A 26,447-nucleotide genomic window follows, 5' to 3' on the forward strand; every position below is an offset into this window, starting at 1 on the left:
GTTTTTTTAAGCACATTAAGTTATTGCGCCATACCTCTGCACATTGCCTTATCTAATAGATTGTGATGAGTCGCAAAGGTTTCAAGTCATATTCTCAAATTAATGCGTTAATTGCTAAGTTTTTTTGATATTTTTTGATATTTCGGACGATAAAAGCAGTAACAGACCAGTTATCCTCAAAATTATGTAGAAAAGCCGCTTTATTTGCTTAAACTTTGTACAGTAGCATCACACCCTTTAGTTTGCTAACCTAAGACACCATAACGATTAATACCGCTACCTATTTCGAAAATTTATAAATAGCAGCGGATAGACGTTAAGCAACTGATTTAACGATATCTGACTGCCAATAATAACAGTTAATAATGACGGATGAATGAAAAATGACAATACAGCAAGCCACGCAGTCTAATACTTCGGCAAACTTAGCACATGAAGTCGATTACCGACTCGATTTTCAACCATTTAAACAGCACTTGGTCAATGTCACACTAAGCTTTAAGGCAGTACAAGATGCGCCAACGTTATGGTTGCCCTCTTGGATACCAGGCAGTTATCTGATGCGTGAATTTGCACGTAATATTACTGCGGTGCATTATCAAGTATTAAGCAATAACGATAAGTCAGTGAGCGAAGAGGTAATGCGTGCGCAAAAGATGACTAAAAGCGAATGGCAGCTTACCAAGGTGAGTGCAGGCGATAAAGTCCAAGTGGAATATGAGGTCTATTGCTACGACTTATCGGTGCGCACCGCCTATGTCGATCAGAACCGTTTATACGGTAACTTCACCTCATTAGCACTTGCTGTTGAGGGCTTAGAGGAAGCGCCAGTTGCAGTCACCTTAAGTGTGCCTGCTGCCTTTTATGAGGCACAAACATCAGAGGCAGCTTCTGTGAAAATTGCTTGCGGCTTAGCGCATACTTATTTACATACGGACAGCACACATCATTATCATCTGGAAGCTGACAACTATCATGAACTGATTGATTATCCGTTTGAGATTGCCCCGCAAGACGAGTTTGATTTTATTGTTCATGACAATCAGCACAATACAATCGCCCATCGCTTTTATCTCTCAGGTAGACACACGGCTAATTTAGGACGCCTACAACAAGACGTGCAGCAAATCTGTCAGGCCTATGTCAATTGGCTGGGTGATGCGCCATTCGGCAGTGATAATTATCATGGCTATACCTTTATGACTTATGCTAGTGGCAATGATTATGGCGGGCTTGAGCATATTAATTCGACCAGCTTGGTGACGCCGCGTAGTGATTTACCAACGGATAAAGAGGCGGATGAGCCCAGTGACAGCTATCAGCGCTTCTTAGGACTGTGTAGCCATGAGTACTTCCACTCTTGGTGGGTTAAAACCGTACGTCCTGACGTGATGATGAACATTGATTTACGTCAAGAGGCTTACACATCGCTGCTTTGGGTATTTGAGGGCTTCACCTCTTATATCGACGACTTTATGCTACAAGCCTCTGGCGTGGTCAGTCAAGACAGCTATTTAAAATTGCTACAAGCCCAAATCAATCGCTACACCCAAACCCACGGACGTGCCTTACAAAGCGTGGCGGAGTCGAGCTTTGATGCGTGGATTAAGCTGTACCGCGCCGATGAAAACACCGGTAACGCTGGTATCAGTTACTACAACAAAGGGGCATTGGTGGCGTTCTGTCTTGATTTAACTTTAATGCAGCAAAGCGGTGGCAAGTATCGGTTATTTGATGTGGTCAAAGCCTTCTATCAATTGGCAAAAGAGCAGGGCAATACCGGTAATCGCATCCGTATTGGCATGAATAACGATAATCTAGAGACCATTATCAGCCAGTTTATGGACAAAGCGGTATGGAAGGACTTCAAAGCACGCTATGTCGATGGCGTAGAAGAGCTACCGATTCATGAGATGCTAAAAGCGCAAGGGATTAATATTGATGTTGATGATAAAGACAATAGCTTAGCATGGGGTATTGCTGCCGCTGAGACGCCAGAAGGACTCAAGGTTAATAAAGTGCTGCGTGATAGCGTGGCTGCAGAAGCTGGTATCTCTGCCAAAGACGTGATTGTCGCCATTGATGGCATTAAGGCCAGTAAAAAACAACTGCAAAGTATAGCAGAGTCAAATCTTGAGGCAGTTACTTGTCATGCGTTCCGCCGTGATGAGTTGTTAACCTTTACTGTGAGCAATCAAACGCAGTCTGGGGTAAGTGCTAATCCAAGCTTAGAGAAGGTCAGCTTAAGTTTGGGTGAGTCAGGATTTGAGCAATGGTTGTCACCGAGTTTTGTTGATAGTAAATAGCATTTAATAGACCACCATTCTTAGAAAGCAGCAATAAAAAAGGGGACATTCGATGCTCCCTTTTTTTGCCGCTATAAAATTCCATTTACCTAAATTGCGTCCTAGTTTAACAATGCCAGTTTCGCTTCAATCTGCTTGTTTACCTGTTGAAACTCTGATAAATAGGAGACTTCTTCCTCAGCGAGCATTCGTCTTAATATCCGAAAAGACTGAAGTCGTAGCTCTGCATAATCTATCAGCGCCTCATTTCTAGAAACAAGCTCGGGCGGTAACTTTGGGTTAGTGCTCGCATTTTGTATAAGGGCAATATTCTCTTGCCACGTCGGAATTACCTCGGTATCTAACTCTGTGACTAAGGCATCATGATCTGCTGTCGCCAAGCGGTCATAGATTGCTAACGTTTGCTGCTCATTTTCTGAAAATACAGCAACGTCACTATGATACTGTGCCAAACTATGATCATCCGATAGGAGAAGTATTGAGCCGAAGGTAATAACGGCTAAAATCAGTACGGCTAAAAGCCCAATTCCTGCCGCTTTCCAATTAGAGTAAAAAGCTTCTTTCTGGTCCTTGTATTTAGATAAGACATCACCTTGAATATTGTCCACGAGATAATAGGAAATAACAGTAGAGACAGCAGGAATAACCATGCTTGGCAACTTATCTATGATGGACTCAGGAACCATAAATACGCCAGCGAATAAAACAATCGTGATGGCAATGCTAATGAGTAATGCCTTTAGTCCTTTTTTGGACTGATTTAGCTTAAGGTAATTGGCGCGGATAAGGTAACCAGCCGCAAGAGGTCCACCGATAAATGTGGACAAAGCGATGGCTCGTTGGGAGTAAAATTTCAAATCAGTGGGTGCTGGTGGGAGTTTTTCTGTGCTCGACATGGTATAGACTTATTATGAAAAGTATTAGGGTGAATAGCTTTCGGAAGTATTCTTATTTTATTATATAGTAATACTTATATATAAGCTGCTGATATCTCCATTACTATAGGCAAGACTTGAGCGCTTAATGAGGTTTGCACAAATAAAATAAGCTATTTGACCCTAAATCTTTCAAGCGTTTGTCATTTAAATGCACTCGCACAAACTCGCCAACCCCTAAATTACCCAATTTAAACCCAGCTTCCGACCAGCGGATTGATCGCAAGCAGGGCAGTCCAACATGCGAGGTTATCCGTCGTACCTGAAAATTTTTAACGCATGATAAAGACGGCCAGTATGGGTATGTAATCTTCTAACGAGTAAATTCCATAAATCTTATTCTTTGACATAGACGACATACTAAGCCTAAAGGGTACTCAAGCGACTGTAGAGAGGATGTTACGTCTATGCTAATGCCATCACTATCTTTTGGGTACGAGCTAACATTTCAGTCATATCGACGACTTCACAGTTATATTGGCTGGCATATATTTGTGCATTTTGAGGGTTGGTGAATGCTTTTGTTCGGCAGCAAAAGCAAGCCCGTACTGACTCAATTGTTTGGGTATCGCCCAGCGGAAAACTAAACCAACAGTCGTTGCAGTTAAATGCTCTGCCATCAAATTCAATCTCAAATTTAGTGTTGTTGATGGGGTCGACGGTATGAATGATGGCGGATTTTCCTACGAGCTTGGTAATAAAAAAAGCATCCCAAATACACCAAGCGAAAACATTTGATGATGACCATTTAATAACGTGTTCAGTGGTGTTATGTTTTTTATCATCTATATAATGAGAACTTTGGCATCCGAAACAGGACGTTATCCTGCCAGCATGACTCTCAATGCACAATGATGCGTGCGTGCTATCTTGCATGAAGAGTTGATAGTCTTGTGTTATCGGAGATAACCCTTGCGAGAACTGCTCGTATAAACGTTTTAAGCTTTGTTTGGCAATAGGTTTTAGCGTTTTTATATCGTCAATTAATAAGTGATATAGACTTATGGAGCTATTAACAGCAAGTACTTCCATAAATATTTTCCAGTATATAAAATGTTATAACATAACATTTTATATACTGATTTCTCTCGACGCAACTATAAAAAGCCTCTTAGTTATGAACTGACTTTTAAAATCAGTGTCTTGGTATAAATAAACCGGTAAGAACGTCTGACTGATAACGCTTTTAATTAAAATTCACATACGCCTAAATAAACGCCTTAATAAACGTTATCTCAATCCCAACTCCTCCAAGCGTTTGTCATTCAAATGCACCCGCACAAACTCGCCAACGCCTAGATTACCCAATTCAAATCCAGCCACCGACCAACGGATAAGTCGTAAGCAGGGCAGTCCCACATGCGCGGTCATCCGTCTAACTTGACGGTTTTTACCCTCATAAATGGTCATCATCAGCCATGAGTCGGGTACGCTTTTGCGTTCACGTATGGGTGGATCACGTTGCCATAATGGCATGGGTAGCTCGTCTTCGCTTAGGTGTTTGACTTCAGCTGGAAGCGTCTTGCCATCTTTTAACACCACGCCGTCTTGTAATTGAATCAATTGTTCTGGTGTCGGGATGCCTTCGACTTGAACCAAATAAGTTTTGCCCTGTTTGCGACCTTGATTGGCTTTGGGTGGATGGGTAATGGCTTTATTAACCTGACCGTCGGCGGTCAAGATAAGCAGTCCTTCACTGGTGGCGTCTAATCGACCTGCTACACGCAGCGATTTATCCGTAAAAAATTGCGAAAGTGGTGCGAATTTATTATTAGCATCGTCACTAAACTGACTTTGTACGCCGTAGGGTTTGTTAAATAAGATAACGCTTGAGGTTGCCATAAACGAGAGGTTCCAAATACATCAATAAATAGTAAGTCTTAAGTAGAGAAAATAGCTTAACTTACGCCTCTTCAATGCCTCGGTTAACACCGCTACCCTCAGCTCGCCATTGAATAACCGACAGACTGGTTGACGCCATAAGACCGAGTACTATATAACCCACTAGGGCATGTAAGCTTGCTAGCACACGTCCAATACCTTGGGGCTGAAAATCCCCATAACCGGTTGACGTAAAGGTAATAATCGAATAATAGCAGCACAGCCAAAAGTCATAAGTAATAGGACTGCCGTCACGTGTGGTATCAATAATGCCGATTTGAGTATAGATACTTGATAAGGTCAATAAAAATAAAAATACGTTAAATAAAGAGAGACCAAGCTCTTTCCATAAATGACCACTGTCGCCATAAATGCGTTTTAACGTACTACATAGCGACCATAAAAACACACCACAAAATACGAAACCAAAGCCAATAATCAGTATGTCACGCCAATGACTATCCGGCAGAAAACGAGCCAGAATATACCAAAGGCCCGCAACAATAATGAACAAAATAAGGGTACGTCTACCTGTATTCAGATTTAGCATAATAAGCGCCTAAGATAAAAACACCTCAATAGTCTAAACTACTGAGGTATTAAGAACCTGTATTCACAAGCTATAATTGGCTCTTTTTGCCTAAAACAAGCCACTACTTTGTTAAAATTCGGCTCGAATAGAATGACTATTCAACCCAATTTTGCCTCGTATTGTCTCATTTTATTCTAAAAACAACCTAACTGTAGCTTATGAATACAGGTTCTAAGATAAAATTAAATAGCTAAATTACGGAGATGTTGGAGCATTAAAGCATTACACTTCTTTGCCTAAACGAAATTAGCTTATAGTGAGTCTAACGCCTCGTTAAAGGTCTTGCTTGGACGCATAACCTGTTTCACCACGTCATCATCAGCTAGGTAGTAGCCTTTTAAATCAACAGGTTTTCCTTGCACCTCATTGAGCTCGTTCAAGATTTTCTCTTCGTTATCTTCAAGCGTTTTGGCAAAGGCAGCAAATCGCTCTTGTAGTGCTTTGTCTTTGTCTTGCTTAGCAAGTTCTTCAGCCCAGTACATGGCTAAGTAGAAGTGACTACCACGGTTATCGAGCTCACCGACTTTACGTGATGGTGACTTATTGTTTAATAGTAGCTTCTCGGTAGCATCGCTTAGCGTATCGGCTAGGATTTGTGCTTTCGGATTCTGCGCTGTGCCGTGCTCTGCTTCATGCTCAAGCGACATAGACAATGCTAAGAACTCGCCAAGCGAATCCCAACGTAGATGGTTTTCTTCCAATACTTGCTGAACATGCTTCGGTGCAGAGCCGCCAGCACCGGTTTCAAACAGACCACCGCCATTCATCAGCGGTACAATTGAGAGCATCTTAGCACTGGTACCGAGCTCAAGAATTGGGAACAAGTCAGTTAGGTAATCACGCAATACGTTGCCAGTCACAGAAAGAGTGTCTTTACCTTGAATCAGACGCTCTAGGGTAAAGCGCGTCGCCTCACGAATAGACATAATACGGATATCTAGACCGTCTGTATCATGGTCTTTTAAGTAATGCTCGACTTTCTTGATAAGAGCCGCATGGTGAGCACGGTTTTTATCTAACCAAAATACCGCAGGCATACCAGTAGCGCGGGCACGTGTTACCGCCAGTTTTACCCAGTCCTTAACTGGCGCATCTTTCACACGGTTCATACGCCAGATATCATTTTTCTTAACGGCATGTTCAGTCAGTACATTGCCGTCAGCATCAATAACCTGAACCTTGCCTGCGCCTTTGGCTTGAAAAGTCGTGTTGTGAGAGCCGTATTCTTCGGCTTTTTGTGCCATGAGCCCAACGTTGGGTACTGTACCCATCGTTGTTGGATCAAAAGCACCATGCTCTTTACAGAAGCGGATGGTTTCATCATAAAGAGCAGCATAACTACTGTCAGGGATAACGGCATTCACATCATGCAATTCACCATCAGGTCCCCACATTTGACCGCCATTACGGATCATGGCTGGCATAGACGCATCAACAATCACGTCACTTGGCACATGTAGGTTGGTGATGCCTTTGTCGGAATTAACCATTGCCAGTGGCGGGTTTTTGTCGTAGATTTTTTGAATGTCCGCTTCAATCTCAGCACGTTTGTCTTCTGGAAGCTCTTGTATTTTAGATAACAGTTGTGCAAAGCCATTATTCACATCAACACCGATTTCATCGAAGGTATCGCCGTATTTAGCGAACAAGTCTTTGAAATAAACGCGAACCGCTTCACCAAAGATAATAGGGTCCGATACCTTCATCATGGTCGCTTTTAAATGAATAGAGAATAAAAGGCCATTTCTCTTAGCATCTTGAACTTGCTCTTCTAAGAAGTTGCTTAGCACATCAAAGCACAGAATAGAGGTATCCATCAGCTCATCTTTTAAGAGCGGAGCAGGAGATTTAAGCTCAGTCTCTTTACCAGACTCATCGGTATAGACCACACGATATTTGGTTTCTTTTTCGACCGTGACTGATTTCTCATCATCCACAAAGTCGCAATTTGCCATCGTCGATACATGTGTCTTCGAATCAGGATTCCAAGGCTTCATTGCATGTGGATGAGCGCGGGCATAAGCTTTCACCGCTTTTGGCGCACGGCGATCAGAGTTACCTTCACGCAGGACTGGGTTTACTGCGCTGCCTTTGATTTTATCGTAACGGGAACGAACTTCTTTTTCTTCATCAGTTTGTGGGCTGTCTGGAAAATCAGGTACGGCATACCCTTTGTCTTGCAGCTCTTTAATGGCTGCTTTCAACTGATGAATAGAAGCACTGATATTTGGCAACTTAATAATGTTTGCTTCAGGTTTTAATACCAGTTTACCAAGCTCTTTTAAAGCATTAGGCACGCGCTGCTCTTCTTTCAAATAATCGGGAAAAACTGCTAAAATTCGTGCGGCTAGCGAGATATCACTGACTTCAACGTCAATATCAGCCGTTCGGGTAAAAGCTTCGACGATCGGTAAAAATGACTGAGTGGCTAGGGCAGGGGCTTCGTCTGTTTTTGTATATATAATCTTTGACATTATTTTAATCCTTTTTATTTTTATATGAGAAATAAGTGCTGCGATTGGCAAATCTTCCTTCAAACACACAACTGGTTTGTTGAGTATTCACTTATTCCTTAACCAGTATTGATTGATAACTTTGTAATGGTACTAAACTATGAGGCTTAACGTCAGTTTACAAAACGTATCTAATATTTTGGGAAACTTTATTGTTTAAGCCAGAGAGTTTTAATAGTAGTAAAAATAAAAACACCCCAAGAGTCTTAGACTCTTGAGGTGTTTGGTTGACTAAAATTAGCTCACTAAGTTAATCGTGAGCTGCAATTAGTCATCACTTAAAACATTTGCATTCTAAACACTGTCACTACTATTAAATAGACGCGATGGTGTTATTGAATGTTTTACTTGGGCGCATTACTTGCTCCGCTAAGCTTTCATCAGCGTAGTAGTAGCCTTTGATATCAACAGGCTGACCTTGAACTGAGTTTAGCTCATTGACGATGGTTTCTTCTTCGCTTGCAAGTTGCTTTGCGATTGGTGCGAATTTCTCTTTAAGCTCAGCATCTTGCTCTTGCGAAGCAAGCTCTTCTGCCCAGTACATGGCGAGATAGAAGTGGCTACCACGGTTATCAAGCTCACCGGTTTTACGAGATGGCGACTTGTCGTTTAATAACAGTTTTTCAGTCGCTTTATCTAGCGTGTCTGCCAATACTTTGGCTTTAGTATTGTCTTGGCTAGACGCTAAGTGCTCTAAAGAAACCGTTAATGCTAAGAACTCACCTAGAGAGTCCCAACGTAAGTGGTTTTCTTCAAGAAGCTGCTGCACATGCTTAGGTGCAGAACCGCCGGCGCCAGTTTCAAATAAACCGCCGCCCTTCATTAATGGTACAACTGACAGCATCTTCGCACTGGTACCCAGCTCCAAGATTGGGAACAAGTCAGTTAAGTAGTCACGTAGGATGTTACCGGTTGCAGAAATAGTATCTAGACCACGAGCCACACGCTCTAGCGTATAACGCATTGCACGAACTTGTGACATAATTTCGATATGTAGACCTTCGGTGTCATGGTCTTTCAAGTAAGTTTCAACTTTCTTGATAAGCTCATTTTCGTGTGGACGGTATGGGTCTAACCAGAAGATAACAGGGGTGTCTGATTCACGAGCACGGCGAACCGCTAATTTCACCCAGTCTCGGATAGGCTCATCTTTTACCTGACACATACGCCAGATATCGCCTTTCTCAACACGTTGCTCCATCAATACTTCACCAGTATGGATGTCTACAATACGTGCCATACCGGCATCGCTTGACTCAAATGTTTTGTCGTGTGACCCATATTCTTCGGCTTTTTGCGCCATTAGACCAACGTTTGGCACGGTGCCCATAGTGGTTGGGTCAAAGTTGCCATGCCATTTACAGAAGTTGATCATCTCTTGATAAATACGCGCAAAGGTCGACTCTGGCATAACGGCTTTACAATCATACAGTTTGCCGTCAGCGCCCCACATCTTACCGCCGTTACGAATCATAGCAGGCATGGATGCGTCAACAATCACATCGCTTGGTGAATGGAAGTTAGTAATACCTTTAGCAGAATCAACCATCGCTAAGCGTGGACGGTGTTCTTGGCATGCATGTAAATCGCGCTCGATCTCATCGCGCGTTGATTCAGGTAAGGTTTTGATTTTTTCGTACAAATCAGCCATACCGTTGTTGACGTTTACACCAAGCTCATCGAACAGCTCACCGTGCTTTTCAAACGCCTCTTTGTAGTAAATACGGACCGCGTGACCAAATACGATAGGGTGTGACACCTTCATCATGGTCGCTTTTACGTGTAAAGAGAATAAGATACCTGCTTCACGGCAGTCTTCCATTTGTTCTTCATAGAAGTCAAGCAAGGCTTTTTTGCTCATGAACATCAAGTCGATAACTTCTTTATCTTGTAGCTCAAGTTCCGGCTTTAATACTTTGGTTTTGCCGCTGTCTAACAATAGCTCCATACGCACAGTACGCGCTTTGTCCAGCGTCATAGACTGCTCGCCGTGGTAGAAGTCGCCGCTGTGCATGTGTGACACGTGAGTGCTTGACCACTGTTTCCACTCACCCATAGAGTGTGGGTGTTTGCGAGCGTAGGCTTTAACCGCTTTTGGTGCACGGCGGTCTGAGTTACCTTCACGAAGGACAGGGTTAACTGCACTGCCTAGCGCTTTGCCGTAGCGCTTACGAAGCTCATGCTCTTCTTCAGTTTGAGGGTCTTCTGGGAAATCAGGCAAGGCATAACCTTTGCTTTGCAGCTCTTTGATGGCTGCTTTTAGCTGTTGTACTGACGCACTGATGTTTGGTAGTTTGATGATGTTGGTGTCTGGATCTTGCGTCAAACGTCCAAGCTCAGCTAAGTTGTTAGGAACGCGCTGTTCTTCGGTCAAATAATCAGGAAACTCAGCTAAAACACGAGCGGCAACAGAGATGTCGCTGGTTTCAATAGAAATGCCGGCAGGTTTGGTAAACGCCTCAACAATAGGTAGAAACGATAAGGTCGCTAAAGCAGGCGCTTCGTCGGTTTTTGTATAAATAATTTTTGACATTATAGTATTTATTCCTCTAGGCTGTCGTTAATGATAAGGCTTGAATATAATGTCATCACTAAGTGATAACGGATGATCTGACTGGATAAAAAACCAATGTTTGCCATCTTCTATATGCAGTCTTTTTAAGCATTTTAAACCTACAATCAAACGCTTTAGGCATTAAGCTGACAAATCGGTTAAATCACTTGGGCACGGTGCTTAATCTTATTTTTGTTAGCGAAGTCAAAAAGGTCTGATTACGTTGACATTGGGATTTGAAATTTTGTTAACCTAAATTAATAAAGCACAGTAGCAAAACTGAGGCTAGAGGTGCTTTATTTAGATTAATGATTGAACACTCGCTATGATGTCAATGTCGTCGTATCAATTAAGTGTACTAGTGTACTATTTTAGCGTGTTTTGCTATGTATAAGAATTATAATTAGCGAGTCGGGGCTTATTTTACCAATCATCTGCCTTGATATCATCTTTTAAGAACAAATGTTGTTCTTTAGCAATAAAATAGTAAGAAAAAGCCGTCTATACTAAGTATAGATGGCTTTTTTGTGGTCAAGTTATTTGAGAGCCATATTGAGTTTTAGACTGTCTTTTGAATAGCAGATTTATTAGCTAAGATAATGAGACGATAAGAATCTGAAAGTCTGTTTTGCAAATTGTGACAGCATCGCCCTGAGAATTTGCTAATCTAGTGCGATTGAATTTAAAGTGATTGATTCTAAAACTTTAAGGTATGGCAATCAGAAACAACCTCAAGGTCTGCATACCATCCATCCAGATAACAACACTAAAATAGATACTATTTATGAGCTACTCCTACGCGTTAACACAAGATTTTAACTGGCAAAACGAGGCAAAGTGGCAGCAGCCAGATACACCGTTTATGTCGTTTGAATATTGGCACGCCCTTGATGATACTGGCGCTATCGGTGATGATTCAGGTTGGGTGCCTTTATATGTCCTTGTCTATAAGACCGAGGAGGGCAACGCACCAAGCCTACTTGCGGTTATGCCGCTGTTTATTAAAGCTCATCATCAAGGCGAATACGTGTTTGACCATGCATGGGCAGAAGCTTATGCACGTTATGGTGCAGACTATTATCCAAGACTTGTGACCAGTGTGCCTTATACGCCGGTGACGGGAGAGCGGTTTTGGTTAGCAGAAGGTGTGACTTTAGATGCGAATATTTGGCACACGGCATTGACTGCAATCGATGAGGTAGCAGCGCAAGCAGGCGCATCGACGTGGCACGGTCTGTTTATTAATGAGCAGCAGGTAGCGCTAGCGAAGGCATGCTCGGCAGATACGGGTACTCGTCAATTACTTGAGCGTCAGGGCTACCAGTTTTTATGGCAAAATCAAAACTTGGCTGAGCTAAGTGAGTCCGGAGACCCAGCTCCCTTTAATAGCTTCGATGATTTCTTAAATACCTTAACCGCCAAAAAGCGTAAGAATATTCGTGCGGAGCGCAAAAAAATTGCCAAGCAAAACCTCACTTGCCGATTAAAAACTGGTGATGAAATCAGTGCTGATGATTGGGCGGTGTTTTACCAGTGTTATGCCATGACTTATGCGATACGTGGACGCCATCCGTATCTTACGCCTGACTTCTTTACTCAGTTAGCTAAGACTATGCCGCAGCATTTAATGTTGGCACAAGCACTTGATGAGGCAGGGGAGATTGTCGCCAGTAGTTTGTTCTTTTTCGATGACCCGAGCAAACAGGATGCCACTTTATATGGGCGTTATTGGGGTGCACTAGATAACTATGATAGCCTGCATTTTGAGCTGTGTTATTACCAAGGCATTGAGTTTGCTATCGATAAGGGCTTGGCGTACTTTGACCCCGGCACCCAAGGTGAGCATAAGCTGATTCGAGGGTTTGTGCCACAACAGACGTACTCTTTGCACCGTATCTATGATGCACGTTTTGAGCCAGCGATTGCCAAATTTTGTGAGCAAGACCGAGAATATATACAGCATTATCGTAAGCAGGCTCACGAAGCCTTACCGTTTAATATCGATAATATGCCTGACTTTAAAGGCTAATACGATTTATAGAGCATACAGACAATGATACTCTAGATATTTTATGGTTTGGTCATGGCTTTATAACAAATACAGCCCTCTTTATTTATAAGCGCGGTTATTATGCAAACTCCTTTTATACAGGCAATAGCGTCACATCAGACAGCTTCAACTAAAGAGTCGGCATCTGAGGATATATTCAAATGGTTGATGTCAAACGGCTCACTGACGGCATTGCTTGAAGAAAAGGCTGGTCAGCCGCTGCAAGTCGAGCGGACTTTTGAGGGTTATCAACCTTTAAGCATAGAACAGAAAAGACAGTTGGGTTACTGCGGTGTGCAGCTTAATCGTCCCATGATGGGGTGGGTACGTGAGGTATTGCTATACGGTAATGAAGTGGCACCTTGGGTGGCGGCACAAAGTATCTTTCCTTTGCCAAGCTTAAAGGGCGAAGCCAAGCGATTACAGCATCTGCGAGGCACCCCAATCGGCTACGTATTATTCAAGCGTCAAAAAACATTACCCAGCCGGCGAACGATTGAATCGACCGAGCAGGGGTGGCGCCGGAGTACGGTTTATAATTGGTATGGGCGGCCGACTCTGATTAGCGAGACATTCTTGGAAGCATTTTCCTTTAATTTATCTTAACAAGGCTTGTTAGCGTTAAGATAATGTGAGAAAATTAATTGTATGTTTTGTGTTTTCATATGTTTCTTAGAGTGTTCTGCTCTATTGTCTAGTAACTTCAATTGGAATGAATTAAATGGCTATTAAGAATAAGAAAGTCTCGCTCAAAATAACCTCTTCTATATTGGCCGCTTTATTAATAGCACCGCTTAGCGCAAACGCTGGCTTTTTAGACAACATCTCTGGCATCAGTAATACCATTTCATCAATTGGTGATACGGCTAGAAACCTAAAGCTAACTAAAAAGGAAGTAGACGATTTAACTGAAGAAGTTGGCTTCAAAGGCTCAAATAGTGAAACTGTTGTCTACAATGGTTCAGCCATTGCAGAGGGTTCAGTATTGGTAGGCAAGCTGAATCAGACGCACGTATATTCACGCCCTGATAGTAGCTCAAGCAAAGCATTCACTGCAGGACCAAGTGATATTATGATTTATATGGGCAGTGAAAAGAATGGTTACTACTCAATCCAAAGCGATAAAGGTGCAGGCTGGGTTGCTAAGCCATTGGTTAGAGCGCAGTAATTAGAAGTATACACATACGTTGATTGAAGGTTCTCCTAATATCAAAATATAAGCTGCCAAGAAATTTTTAAAAAACATCATCTCGAATGGTGTTTTTTTGTCTTTAATGGGGTAAATTTCATGTTACACTTCTTGCTTAGGTAACGGCATTGGTACTCAGCCTGAACTACGTGAGAGTGCTTTGTTTTGGTTAATCGTATATTCAACTAAAATGGATTTTATCTCTTATCGTAATTCTTATAATATAAGTGGTCATAGCAGTTCAGTAATGAGCGCCTGTTTATTTCATTCATTAATACCCTAAATTGTGAGTAGGATAAAACTATGTTTAAAAATATTAGCATTAAAGATTATGACCCAGACTTATATCAAGCCATGGTGTCAGAAACCAAGCGTCAAGAAAGCCACATCGAGCTTATCGCATCAGAAAACTACTGCTCACCAGCAGTGATGGAAGCTCAAGGTTCTGATTTAACCAATAAATATGCCGAAGGTTATCCTGGCAAACGCTACTACGGTGGTTGTGAATATGTTGATATCGTTGAGCAATTGGCGATTGATCGTGCCAAAGAGCTATTCGGTGCTGAATATGCCAATGTACAGCCTCATGCCGGTAGCCAAGCGAACTCAGCGGTATTCTTAGCGTTATTAGAAGCAGGCGATACTGTATTAGGTATGAGCCTTGACGCTGGTGGTCACTTAACGCATGGCGCTCACGTGAACTTCTCTGGTATTAATTACAATGCCGTACAATATGGCTTAGTAGAAGAAACTGGCCTAATCGATTATGACGAAGTTGAACGCTTAGCTAAAGAGCACAAACCAAAAATGATCATTGCTGGTTTCTCAGCATATTCACAAGTGGTTGATTGGCAGCGTTTCCGCGATATCGCTGACAGCGTTGGCGCATACCTATTCGTTGATATGGCGCACGTTGCCGGTCTAATTGCGGCAGGCGTTTATCCAAGCCCAGTACCTTTTGCTGATGTTGTGACGACTACCACTCACAAAACCCTACGTGGCCCACGTTCAGGTCTGATTTTGTCGCGTGATGATAAGCTGGCTAAAAAGCTAAACTCTGCGGTATTCCCAGGCAACCAAGGTGGCCCGTTAATGCACGCCATTGCCGCTAAAGCGGTTTGTTTTAAAGAAGCGTTGCAAGACGACTTTAAAACTTACCAACAGCAAGTGGTTAAAAATGCCAAAGCAATGGCAAAAGTTATTCAAGAGCGTGGCTATGACATTATCTCTGGCGGTACAGAGAACCATCTAATGCTTATCAGCTTGGTAAAACAAGAAATGACGGGTAAAGAAGCGGACAAATGGTTAGGCGATGCTTATATCACAGTTAATAAAAATGCGGTACCAAATGATCCTAAATCACCGTTTGTCACCTCCGGTATTCGTATCGGTACTGCTGCTATTACTACTCGCGGCTTTGATGAGGCGCAATCAAGTGAATTGGCTGGCTGGATCTGTGATGTATTAGACAGCCGTGGTGATGAGCAAGTTATCGCTGACACGCGCGCAAAAGTAGAAGAAGTTTGCAAAAAACTGCCTGTATATGAGAAGAATCAGTAAGTGTATTTCAGGTTACTGAATTTGTAATATCAAGAACCGCTTAGCCATTTGGCTAGGCGGTTTTTTTATGACAGATGTATAACTCGACATAAATCAATATAATAAAAGACAAACACATAAAGCATTAAAGGACATCCGAATGACTACACAAGCCCTTCCACATCGCAAAGACGTACCTGTACATTTGACTTGGGATATGACAGCGCTGTATGCCACACCAGAAGACTTTTACGCAGACTTAGACAAAGCCGGCAAGCTTGCCGATGAGCTGACCTCAGAGTCGATGCTGAACCTAACCGATGGCACAAGCATTATAAGACTGCTACAAACTTATGAAGCTCATTTGACTATTTTATCTAAAGCTGGCACCTATGCTGGCGCACAAAGTGCGGTGGATATGAGTGACAGCGAGCTACAAATCAGAGCTCGAGATTTTGAGTCACGAGTGGCAAAATTTAATAGCCAAACCACGATTGTCGAGCAAACTCTAAAGCAAGCCGATGAAGCGCTGATTAAGCAAGCGATGGCCGATAATAATAAGTATCGTGCATTTTTATCCGATTTGTTGGCGCAAAAGTCGTATACGTTAAGCTTAGAGTTAGAAACCGCGCTGATGTCATTATCCCCAGTGCTAGACTTGCCTTACCAAAACTATGAGCAGTGTAAATTGGCCGATATGAGCTTCCCAGACTTTGAGGCCAATGGTCAGACGTATCCGTTGAGTTTTTCAGCGTTTGAAAACGAGTACGAAACAGCCGTCGATACCGAGTTTCGCCGCAATGCATTTAAGGCGTTCTCAAAGCGGTTACGTGAGTCACAGCACACCATTGCTAGTAACTATTTGGCACAAGTTAAAAAAGAGAAAATCATGGCCGATATGCGCGGCTATGACTCAGTATTTGACTATCTACTACACGACCAAAAAGTATCGCGCGCCATGTATGATGAACACATCGATACCATTATGCAGCATCTGGCACCGCCGATGCGGCGCTATGCACAGCTGTTGCAACAAGCCAATGGTATCGACAAAATGACCTTTGCAGATTTAAAAGTACCACTAGATGCCAACTTTGTGACTCAAGTTAGTATTGAAGAGGCCAAGCAATATTGTTTGGGTGCGTTATCTCTATTAGGTACGGATTACACCGATATGGTGAAGCGTTCGTTTGATGAGCGCTGGTACGACTTTGCGCAGAATAAAGGCAAAAGTACTGGCGGATTTTGCGCCTCACCATATGGCGAGCACTCGTATGTACTGATGTCATGGACACAAAACTTAGGCGATGTGTTTACCTTGATTCATGAAATAGGCCATGCCGGACATTTTTATAATGCCGGTCAGCATCAAAACTATCTAAGCTACTCGCCATCACTGTATTTTATTGAAGCGCCTTCTACCTGTAATGAACTGTTATTAGGTCACCATTTACTACAGCAAAATACTGACGACAAAGCATTCCAGCGTTATGTGGTGTCATCGTTATTGTCCAACACTTATTACCATAATTTTGTGACGCATTATCTTGAAGCGCATTTTCAGCGTGAAGTGTACCGTGCGGTGGATGCTGGTAAGAACTTGAGTACTGAGGATTTACATCAGCTGATGCAGTCAACATTGCAGCAGTTCTGGGGGGATGCGGTAGAGATTGATGAGGATGCGGCATTAACTTGGATGCGTCAGCCACATTATTATTTCGGTCTATATTCTTACACTTATAGCGCAGGCCTAAGTATCGCTACTCAGCTGTTTAAAAAACTACGCAAAGGTGAAGATGTCATCGAGGACTGGTTAGCAGTATTGCGTGCAGGCGGCACCAAAACACCAGCCGAGCTAGCACAGATGATAGGGGTGGATATCACAGATAATGCCACGTTAATTGACAGTATTGGCTTTATTGAAGAGCTGATTGACCAAGCTATTGAGTTAACCGAGCAGCTAAGATAGATAAAATATAGTCATAGTCATATAAATGAGGTACGGTGTTAACCTCGCTAAGCCTACATTTGTAGTACTTGCGCTCGGTTGCCTTGTATCTCAAATATCTTACTACGACTATAACAAATTCATTTAATGTCAAAAAAAGGGGCGGGATTATCTAGATAATCCCGTCCCTTTTTTTGCTTATCTAAGCCTAAAACTGATCTACATAAACGGCAAATTAACAAATATCTGAAGTACGGTGGCGTTGACAATATCGACAAAGAACGCACCAACCATAGGCACAATTAAGAACGCTTTTGGAGAGGCTAAATAGCGATCTGTGACGGCTTGCATATTAGCAATCGCTGTTGGCGTGGCTCCCATACCAAAGCCGCAATGACCCGCTGATAAAACAGCCGCATCGTAGTCTTTACCCATGATTTTAAAGGTGATTAAATACACAAATGCGATCATCGCTAACGTCTGAACCAGTAGTATGATTAATACGGGGCCAGCAAGATCAGTTAGCTGCCATAGTTTTAAAGATAATAAAGCCATGGCTAAAAATAAACTTAACGATGCGTTACCAATCACATCGATGGCCCGATCAAACATATGAAAATCAAATACGATCGTAAGTACATTACGGATAATAACGCCCCCTGCCAACGCCCAAACAAAGGTAGGCAAGTCAAACCAAGTGCCTTCTCCGACAGCAGTCATAATCTCAGCAAAAGCCAAAGCGCCTGCAAACAGTGCTAATGATTCGATGGTAGAGGATGCCGTGATGAGGCGTATGTTGTCCGGCTTCTCAAAAATCTCTTTATTTCTATAAGCCTCTTCTTCACTGTGTTTAGTACTATACAGAGATTGCTTTCCGGCCAGTTTTTCAGTTTCGCTAGGATTGGGATTGACAGGCGTAGGCTTGACGCCTAGACGATTGATTAATCGGCGGGCAACAGGACCACCGATCACCCCGCCTGCAACAAGACCATAGGTGGCGACCGCAATACCTAATGTGGTGGCGCCAACTACTCCATATTGCTTCTCTAACGTTATTCCCCAAGCACCAGCAGTACCATGACCGCCCGTCAAGGCGATAGACCCTGTGACCAGTCCCAGTAAAGGGTCAAGTCCCAATAAGCTTGCCATTGATACTCCGACGATATCTTGAATGACGATAAAGCCTGACACCACACCCGTAAATATGAGTAACGGCGTCCCTCCGGCTTTTAGGCGCCCAAAGTCGGCACTTAATCCAATCGAGGCAAAAAACATTAGCATACAAGCAGTTTGAAGCTCTTGCTGAAAGTTGAAGCTATAGCCCCAAATCATATTTAAAAGAAAAACGATAATCGCAGCAACTAACCCCCCTGCAACCGGTTCTGGGATATTAAAATCTTCTAAGAACTTAATCCTTTTTACTAACACTCGGCCTAGTAGTAACACTAAGGTGGCTAAGATTAAGGTGTAGTAGCCATTTAAAGTCACTTCCATAAGTTGCTCCTTTAATTTTAAGCGTCATTAAGACTCATTGATAACAACGGACGCTTTTTAGACAATAAATAACCTTAATTTGACAGGAGGCTAACTCCTGCCAAATTAAGGTTAAAAGCGTCACTTTATCGTTTATTTCTTATCGTTTACTTCGATCTTAGGTAAGATGTTGAGTCAGGTATCCCGTTAAAGGGATTGCCCAAAAATTCTGAACAAAAGCGCCAAACTGTCCGTTTAATAAAGCGCTTTAACAAGACATTTAAAAATTCACCTTCATAGCACGTTTTTAATAGAGGGTGATGAAGTACTTCAGTATTTAGTTATCTATATGATTTAACAGGTATTATTTTACATGAAAACAGTCACTTCTATCAAAGAAAATAGGGATCGTTATCAAAGACCTCTTTAATAAAGGCCCTAGTTTTAAAGACCTCAGCAATAAAAACCCAAATATCAAAGATCCAAGTAACAAAAAACGCCAGCATTGGCTGACGTTTAGATGTTTAAGCTCTCTATTTGAAGGCGTTAATAACGTTTATTTAAGTTTGACGCAGCTCAGAGCGAACGATAAAGTGTTTACCTTCTGGTATCTCAAGTGAAAAACTGGAACCCAGTCCGTCAACCACATCGATAGTTAAATCCGTGTGTTGCCAGAGAGAATGCTGAGCTTTACCAATATAAAATGGACAGCCAGCAAGGCTGCAAATAGCGTCTGCCATTTTATTGAGAAGTAGCGCGCGCTCCGCGGCACTGGTTTTACCCCAAGCGTCTTTGGCAGCATGGGCAGCCTCGAGTGCCTGTTCAATATTGTCTGCCGTAGAGCGAGCTACTTTGCTGATAATCTTGCCATCTATTGGGCTAGGGTTATCAAATTGCTCACCCTTAATAGGGGGCGTACATTCACTCCCGATAAAGTTGTCGTATTTATCCCGAAATTTGACAGGACTGTCCGCTGTATTTGGAAAACTGTATAACATGACACACTCCTTGTTGCATGGTTAACCTTTTTCTATAAAACAACCTATCTTCGTCAAGCTCACTGAAGCTAATATTTGTAGCGTTTGCACTCACTTTCCTTGATAAGTTAATTTCTAGATTTGGTAGTAAGTTTAAAATGAATGGTGCTTAGCATATCTGAATACTTTTAACCGCCTAACTGATTTAATCCAAGCGCTAAAACTAATCCAATGGCAGCACTGATACCTGACCAGTGGTTACTTTTCTTAAAGGCCTCAGGGAATAGCTCTGTCGCCAATGACGCAATCACGGCACCTGCAGCAAAACAGTCTATCAAGCTTAATGTCGATTTTGGCACATCGCGTAGTAGAAAGTTACCTGCTAGGGCGGCTATAGATAACAAAACAGCGGCGCCAATCCAAGTTAGCATAATAGCTTTAACACTACTGCCTTGATCCTTCATTTGTTTAGCGCCGCCAGCTGCCTCTGGTAAATTGGAAAGCAAAATAGAACCTGCTAACGCTGCAACTTGCATAACATTACCCGAAATTAAAGACACCCCAAGTGCTAAGTTTTCTGGAACTCCGTCCAAGGTGACAGCTGCTAGTAATCCCATGCCACCTTGGTCTTTTAATCGGGTATCAATCCAGTAATCAACACTGGTAAACACTAAAGCCCCAAACATCGTAAAAACGGCAACCAGCCAAAGTCCTGACTCTCCAACGGCAGGCTGTAGCATCTCTAACGCAATTGATAGCATCAAAGCACCGCCCGCTAACGCCAATAGATTACCTTGAACCCAATCAGGGAATGTTCCTTTAGCACCCCATAGTGCCCCGACGATTAATGCACCCGACACGACCAATATTACTAAGAAAACCATCATTAGTGGGTAAGTCCTTATGGTTAAAGTAAAGGTTTAATCCTTCCTCCATTAGATAGTATTTTATCTGTTTATACTGAATTACTTTAAGTTAGATTGTGTAAGGGGATTTAAAAATTTAGGTTATATAAAGAGGCGAGAAAATGAAATCAATATCCTTTAGAACATAAAAAAACGCCAGCGACGGCTGACGTTATAAACGAAGATTAATAAGCGTTTCAAATTAACCTTTAGAACTTGAACAGTGTCCTCGTTAATCTAGGAATGCTTTAACCACGGACCTCACCATGACCATACACAATCCATTTTTGTGAGGTCAGACCATTTAGGCCAACAGGTCCGCGTGCATGGATTTTATCAGTAGAAATACCAATTTCTGCACCAAGACCATATTCAAAACCATCAGCAAAGCGGCTAGAGGCATTAATCATCACACTTGCCGAATCTACTTCACGGATAAAACGCTGTGATTTATCATAATTATTGGTAATAATCACATCGGTATGATGGCTACCATGCGTATTAATATGAGCAATCGCTTCGTCAAGCCCGTCAATGACTTTAACCGCTAAGATAGGTGCAAGATATTCGGTATCCCAGTCGCTGTCTGTGGCATCACTTAAGTGACCCTCAAGCTTACTATCGCCTTGTAAAATAGCTTTTGCTGATTCATCTAAACGAAGCTGCATTGCATCATCAGCCTTGATAATGGCTTCTGCGATTTTAGGCAGTAATTTATCAGCAATGGCTTTATCGACTAATAATGTTTCCATGGTATTACAGGTACCGTAGCGGTGAGTTTTAGCGTTAACGCTGACATTAACCGCAATTTCAGGATCGGCATCGCTATCAATAAAGGTATGACAGTTACCATCTAAATGCTTAATCACGGGTACACGCGCATCTTGACTAATACGAGCAATCAGACCCTTACCGCCGCGAGGTACAATCACATCGACATATTCTGTCATGGTGATTAATTCGCCAACCGCAGCACGGTCAGTGGTTTGCAGAACTTGTACACCATACTCAGGCAAGCCGGCTTCTTGTAAACCCTCCAATATGCATTTAGCAATGGCTTGGTTTGATTCAAAGGCTTCAGAGCCGCCACGTAAGATAATGGCATTGCCTGATTTTAAGGCCAATGACGCCGCTTCCAAGGTCACGTTAGGACGTGATTCATAAATCATGCCTACCACACCTAATGGCACACGCATCTTGCCCAGTTGAATACCAGATGGGCGAAAAGTCATGTCCGTAACTTCACCAATTGGGTCAGGTAAATTAGCCACATCTTTTAGACCTTGTAACATACCCTCAAAACGCTCATCGGTTAATTCTAAACGGTCTAGCAGGGCGGCATCTAAATTGTTTTTATGCCCGTTATCCATATCAATTTTGTTGGCCGCTAAAATATCGGCTTTGGCCTCTCTTAACTTACTATATATAGTCAATAAGGCGTCGTTCTTATCACCGGTATTAGCAGCAGCGAGTGCTCTTGATGCCGCACGCGCTTGACTGCCCACTTGTTGCATATATTCTTTAACATCTGTTATACCCTGAGTCATTTGTTATCTCCTAATTGTTTTAATGTATTTATATTAAAGCGTAAATTGTTCTAAATGAGTTGCTAAATATCACAGCGGTTCATTAAAAAGTGCAAATTTATTTTGTCATTAACATAAAGCAGATGCTGTCAATAGTAAAGTCGAATACATGTTTTACTAACAAAATAGACCTCTGGCACGCCATAATAAACGGTATACATTAGCTACAAGGATATTATGAAACTCACAGTTGCTCACAAACTGCTACCAAAGTTAGCTATTTAATATCATATCAGGCCATTAAAGTGATGACTAAGAAAAAGTCAGAAGTCAACATGTTGCTTCCTGATTAATTTATTAGATGTTTAATTAAATTTATTTACTACTTAACTAATAACCAAGAGGTTTGATTATGCTTAAACGTAACGCATCAGTATTGAGTCAAGTTTTAATGGCCGCCGTATTAGGCTTGGGCTTAACTGCTTGTAATAGTCCTGAACAGCAAGATGCAGAAGTTCAAGAAGAGCCTGCAGCATCTGCCAATGTTCAAGAATCAACAACGACTGCACAAGATAGCGCTCAAGTAGATGCGGTCGAAGGCGAGGCTGATGATGTCGATAGTATGCCTAATAATGATTTAGAGAATGAAGATGCTGATTTATCCCTTCCTGACGCAGATGGTACTGATACTGTAGAATCAGATGAAGCAGGCGATATTGATGTGAATGAACATCAGCTAGATACGCCTAACGATAATGTTATCGATGGTACGGAGCAAGAAGAGCACGTTTCAACGTATTAATATCAAGTCACTAATACAAAGACACTAAATATTTGCTTATAGGCAGCGTTTTAAGCGACAATATAGCCTTTATATCAATAGCCTTACATCACCTTTGGCTAGAAGGTTAGCCATTAATCTTTTAGCCAAAGCGAAGCGGCAATAATAATGGCCGTCTCTTCGCTTATTTGGGTTGGCTAATTTAGATTCATTTTCACTTATTGGAAACGTGCCCACTCTTATGTCATACACCACGTCAGATCGACCTATTGCCCTTGATTTGCAAAATATTCATAAAAGCTACGGCTCGCTTGAGGTATTAAAAGGGGTGTCACTAACCGCTTATGATGGCGATGTTATTTCTATTTTAGGTTCATCAGGGTCGGGTAAATCTACCTTACTGCGCTGTATCAACTTACTCGAGAAGCCCAATCAAGGCACCATCACTCTAGGTGATGAGTCCTTAAAGCTTGTGCCTAGTAAGTCAGGTGAGTTGCAAGCCTCTAGCCGAGCACAGTTAGAGAGTCTGCGTGCACGTGTGGGATTTGTATTCCAGAACTTCAACTTATGGCCGCATAAGACTATTTTAGAAAATATCATCGAAGGCCCAACGCAAGTGCTGAAGATGAAAAAAGAAGCGGCCATTGTTGAGGCAGAGCAGCTGCTTAAAAAAGTGGGTCTACTTGATAAGAAAGAAGCTTATCCTGCCAATTTATCTGGTGGTCAGCGCCAGCGTGTCGCCATTGCCCGTGCGTTAGCAATGAAACCACAGGTATTATTGTTTGATGAGCCAACATCAGCACTAGACCCCGAACTGGTTAACGAAGTGTTGGCAGTTATGCGCGATTTAGCAGCAGAAGGTCGCACTATGTTAATCGTGACCCATGAGATGCGCTTTGCGCGTGATGTATCTACGCAAGTAGTATTTTTACATCAGGGGCGTATTGAAGAATCTGGTACGCCAGAGCAAGTTTTTGATAATCCAACGTCACCACGGGTACGTGAGTTTATGGCGTCGCATCGTGCTGATGCCAATACGCCAAAAGCTCAAGCAGCTGCGCTGGCGGCTAAAGAGCAAAATGCAGCGGCAGAGTTGAATGCTAATCTTTAATTTATAACCGCTAGGGTCTGTTGACTGAAATAAACGGTGTGATTAGGGCTTTCGTTGAGCAAAAAGAGTAAGTATCTGGAAGATACTTACTCTTTTTTTATCGGCTAGCATAAAGGTAATATTGCTACTATTGTTTAAATCCTGCAATCGGCTTTAACAAATTACGATGACACCTAGATGACGAGTCCGACGAAAACATTTGTTTTTAGTCATACCCTCATGTATTATTTTTGTTTATAAAGTTTTACACAAATATTATTCCCTATTTCGCCCATTACATTGAGTTTAATTGTCTATATAAGACAGTCAAATGCCTACAGCCCATTTAATGCCCCTCAGTCTCATTCTTTATTTTTGTAGGTGACGGGAGCGGTCAAGGTCTATAAGTTGATGGATTGAGTACGGAATATTCTTTAATACAAGCCAATTATTGGCTTTGGAGAAAAAGTTATGACATTTTTTATTACAGATATCTCACGCAAAGCATTACCTTCACTGGTTTTAGCGAGTGTAGTGGGTCTTATGGGCTGTACAAAGTCTGATGATACAGCGGCTGACGGTGCGGCACAGGCTGCAAGCGGTGACACCATTCGTATCGCCACTGAGGGCGCTTATCCTCCATTTAACTATACCAATAATGATGGCAGCTTAGGCGGCTTCGATGTTGACGTTGCTAATGCAATTTGTGATCAAATGCAGGCCAAATGTGAAATCGTTGCTCAAGACTGGGACGGTATTATCCCTGGTCTATTAGCTAATAAATATGACGCTATTTTCGCCGGTATGTCTATTACTCCTGAACGTTCTGCAAAAGTTGATTTTAGTCAGCCATATTTTGTGAACACTATGGTGTGGCTAGCAAAAGATGATGGCAGTTTTGATCCAGCTGATATTAGCAATAAAGACTTGGGCGGTCAGCGCTCAACCACGCTAGGTGCTTATTTACAAGACAACTATGATGGCCAAAATGGCAACACTGTTAACTTGTATGACACTTATGAAAATGCGTACCTTGATTTGAAATCTGGCCGTGTCGATGCGGTATTGGCTGAGAAAGTATCAGCTGCAGACTGGCTACCTGAAAACCCAGATTATGCAATTATCGGTGAAGAGATTGATAATGATGACCACATTGGTGTGGCGCTGCGCAAAAACGATCCTCTAAAAGAGAAGATTAACCAAGCCATCGCTGCTCTACGTGATAATGGCAAGCTTGAAGAGCTTGAGAAAGCGAACTTCGGTCAATAGTAATCCGTATTTTTATTAATAAGTTGAGAGATCATGATGACAAATACATTTAAAATGAAAAGCAAGTGGGCGTTACTTCCAATCGCTTTATCAGGCTTAATGCTAGCAGCATGTAGCAGCAATAATGAAACGGCAGAGACTGCGCCAGAAGCGGCAGCGACCGAAGACAGCGCTGCACCGACAGAAACGCTGAAAATTGCAACCGAGTCAACCTACAAGCCATTAAGCTATACCGATGCCAGTGGTAATTTAATGGGTTTTGAGATTGACCTAATGAATGCGTTATGTGAGGAGATGAAAGCCAAATGTGATATCTCTTCACAAGAGTGGGATGGTCTGATTCCAGGTCTACAAGCTAAGAAGTTTGATGCGGTTATCGCTGGTATGTCTATCACGCCAGAGCGCCAAGAAGTGGTTGATTTCACTGATCCGTACTTTAATAGCGGTGTTATCTTCATCGCTAAAAAAGGTGATGATATTAGCCTAGACAGCGACTTAAGCGGCGTGTCTGTTGGCGCACAGCGTTCAACGGTATCTTCTCAGTATCTAGAAGACAACTACCCTGAAGCCAATATCAAAATGTATGATACGCAAGAGAATGCGTACCTAGATTTAACATCAGGTCGTACTCGTGCGGTTTTATCAGATAAAGTGATTGCGGTTAACTGGTTAAACTCTGAAGGCGGCGATAACTTTGAAAGTAAAGGTCAAGAGATTGACACCGGTAATGACGCCATGGGTATCGCTGTACGTAAAGGCGATGCACTAGCAGGTAAATTTAATGCGGCACTAGCAGCATTAAAAGAAAATGGTAAATATGATGAAATCTCTGATACCTACTTTGGTACGATTAATACGGCAGCAGCACAAGCCGCTGCTCAGTAAGTCGTAGAGATTGCTCATAAGCATAAAGGATAAA

General features: G+C 42.3%; 19 protein-coding genes and 1 pseudogene. 10 read left to right on the forward strand and 10 right to left on the reverse strand.

Features of this window, described 5'->3' with window-relative positions; all coding sequences use genetic code 11:
• Window positions 1-383 precede the first annotated feature (383 nt).
• A complete protein-coding gene (locus AC2SLO_RS03355) occupies window positions 384-2,306 on the forward strand; it encodes a M61 family metallopeptidase (protein ID WP_486543501.1) in 1,923 nt (640 codons plus the stop codon).
• Window positions 2,307-2,407: 101 nt separating this feature from the next.
• Here AC2SLO_RS03355 and AC2SLO_RS03360 read toward each other — a convergent pair whose 3' ends face one another.
• The 6 genes from AC2SLO_RS03360 to AC2SLO_RS03385 all read right to left on the reverse strand — a co-directional run bounded on the left by AC2SLO_RS03360 (window position 2,408) and on the right by AC2SLO_RS03385 (window position 10,760).
• Complete coding sequence (locus AC2SLO_RS03360) at window positions 2,408-3,133, reverse strand: hypothetical protein (protein ID WP_486543502.1); 726 nt, start codon at window positions 3,131-3,133, stop codon at window positions 2,408-2,410.
• 513 nt (window positions 3,134-3,646) lie between these two features.
• The gene (gene merB, locus AC2SLO_RS03365; protein ID WP_486543503.1) at window positions 3,647-4,273 is read right to left on the reverse strand and encodes an organomercurial lyase; all 627 of its coding nucleotides are present in this window, start codon (window positions 4,271-4,273) and stop codon (window positions 3,647-3,649) included.
• A 198-nt stretch (window positions 4,274-4,471) separates the two neighbouring features.
• Window positions 4,472-5,083 (reverse strand): pseudouridine synthase, encoded by a 612-nt coding sequence (locus tag AC2SLO_RS03370; protein ID WP_486543504.1) that lies wholly within the window; start codon window positions 5,081-5,083, stop codon window positions 4,472-4,474.
• A gap of 61 nt (window positions 5,084-5,144) precedes the next feature.
• Window positions 5,145-5,672 (reverse strand): ion channel, encoded by a 528-nt coding sequence (locus tag AC2SLO_RS03375; protein ID WP_486543505.1) that lies wholly within the window; start codon window positions 5,670-5,672, stop codon window positions 5,145-5,147.
• Between the two features lie 293 nt (window positions 5,673-5,965).
• The gene (locus AC2SLO_RS03380; protein ID WP_486543506.1) at window positions 5,966-8,188 is read right to left on the reverse strand and encodes an NADP-dependent isocitrate dehydrogenase; all 2,223 of its coding nucleotides are present in this window, start codon (window positions 8,186-8,188) and stop codon (window positions 5,966-5,968) included.
• A gap of 352 nt (window positions 8,189-8,540) precedes the next feature.
• Window positions 8,541-10,760, reverse strand: coding sequence for an NADP-dependent isocitrate dehydrogenase (locus AC2SLO_RS03385; RefSeq protein ID WP_486543507.1), 2,220 nt, complete (start codon window positions 10,758-10,760; stop codon window positions 8,541-8,543).
• 805 nt (window positions 10,761-11,565) lie between these two features.
• Here AC2SLO_RS03385 and AC2SLO_RS03390 point away from each other — a divergent pair.
• The 5 genes from AC2SLO_RS03390 (at window position 11,566) to pepF (ending at window position 17,528) form a co-directional block, all read left to right on the forward strand.
• Window positions 11,566-12,810: a GNAT family N-acetyltransferase gene (locus tag AC2SLO_RS03390; RefSeq protein WP_486543508.1), complete on the forward strand. Its 1,245-nt coding sequence runs from the start codon at window positions 11,566-11,568 to the stop codon at window positions 12,808-12,810.
• A gap of 102 nt (window positions 12,811-12,912) precedes the next feature.
• Window positions 12,913-13,437, forward strand: coding sequence for a chorismate--pyruvate lyase family protein (locus AC2SLO_RS03395; protein ID WP_486543509.1), 525 nt, complete (start codon window positions 12,913-12,915; stop codon window positions 13,435-13,437).
• A 115-nt stretch (window positions 13,438-13,552) separates the two neighbouring features.
• A complete protein-coding gene (locus tag AC2SLO_RS03400; RefSeq protein ID WP_486543510.1) occupies window positions 13,553-13,999 on the forward strand; it encodes a hypothetical protein in 447 nt (148 codons plus the stop codon).
• Window positions 14,000-14,323: 324 nt separating this feature from the next.
• Window positions 14,324-15,580: a serine hydroxymethyltransferase gene (gene glyA / locus AC2SLO_RS03405; RefSeq protein ID WP_486543511.1), complete on the forward strand. Its 1,257-nt coding sequence runs from the start codon at window positions 14,324-14,326 to the stop codon at window positions 15,578-15,580.
• A 139-nt stretch (window positions 15,581-15,719) separates the two neighbouring features.
• Window positions 15,720-17,528: an oligoendopeptidase F gene (gene pepF / locus AC2SLO_RS03410; RefSeq protein ID WP_486543512.1), complete on the forward strand. Its 1,809-nt coding sequence runs from the start codon at window positions 15,720-15,722 to the stop codon at window positions 17,526-17,528.
• A 198-nt stretch (window positions 17,529-17,726) separates the two neighbouring features.
• Here pepF and gltS read toward each other — a convergent pair whose 3' ends face one another.
• The 4 genes from gltS to AC2SLO_RS03430 form a co-directional block, all read right to left on the reverse strand.
• Window positions 17,727-19,001 (reverse strand): sodium/glutamate symporter, encoded by a 1,275-nt coding sequence (gene gltS / locus AC2SLO_RS03415; protein WP_486543513.1) that lies wholly within the window; start codon window positions 18,999-19,001, stop codon window positions 17,727-17,729.
• A gap of 539 nt (window positions 19,002-19,540) precedes the next feature.
• On the reverse strand, window positions 19,541-19,978 hold the full coding sequence (locus tag AC2SLO_RS03420) for an aldehyde dehydrogenase family protein (RefSeq protein ID WP_486543514.1): 438 nt from the start codon (window positions 19,976-19,978) through the stop codon (window positions 19,541-19,543).
• A 167-nt stretch (window positions 19,979-20,145) separates the two neighbouring features.
• Window positions 20,146-20,844 (reverse strand): ZIP family metal transporter, encoded by a 699-nt coding sequence (locus tag AC2SLO_RS03425; RefSeq protein WP_486543515.1) that lies wholly within the window; start codon window positions 20,842-20,844, stop codon window positions 20,146-20,148.
• A 266-nt stretch (window positions 20,845-21,110) separates the two neighbouring features.
• Window positions 21,111-22,409 carry a glutamate-5-semialdehyde dehydrogenase gene (locus tag AC2SLO_RS03430; RefSeq protein ID WP_486543516.1) on the reverse strand — a complete coding sequence of 433 codons (1,299 nt, stop codon included), beginning with the start codon at window positions 22,407-22,409 and terminating at the stop codon, window positions 21,111-21,113.
• A gap of 391 nt (window positions 22,410-22,800) precedes the next feature.
• Between AC2SLO_RS03430 and AC2SLO_RS03435 the strand changes: the two genes are divergently transcribed.
• From AC2SLO_RS03435 to AC2SLO_RS03450, 4 genes and pseudogenes are all read left to right on the forward strand, one after another.
• Window positions 22,801-23,190 (forward strand): hypothetical protein, encoded by a 390-nt coding sequence (locus AC2SLO_RS03435; RefSeq protein WP_486543517.1) that lies wholly within the window; start codon window positions 22,801-22,803, stop codon window positions 23,188-23,190.
• A 220-nt stretch (window positions 23,191-23,410) separates the two neighbouring features.
• Window positions 23,411-24,181 (forward strand): annotated as a pseudogene (locus AC2SLO_RS03440) (ABC transporter ATP-binding protein); the annotation flags it as partial.
• 549 nt (window positions 24,182-24,730) lie between these two features.
• On the forward strand, window positions 24,731-25,528 hold the full coding sequence (locus tag AC2SLO_RS03445; protein WP_486543518.1) for a transporter substrate-binding domain-containing protein: 798 nt from the start codon (window positions 24,731-24,733) through the stop codon (window positions 25,526-25,528).
• 36 nt (window positions 25,529-25,564) lie between these two features.
• Entirely contained in the window at window positions 25,565-26,413 is an 849-nt protein-coding gene (locus AC2SLO_RS03450; protein WP_486543519.1) for an ABC transporter substrate-binding protein, read from the forward strand.
• Window positions 26,414-26,447: the final 34 nt, after the last annotated feature.

It is taken from the genome of Psychrobacter sp. CX14 (assembly GCF_057396205.2).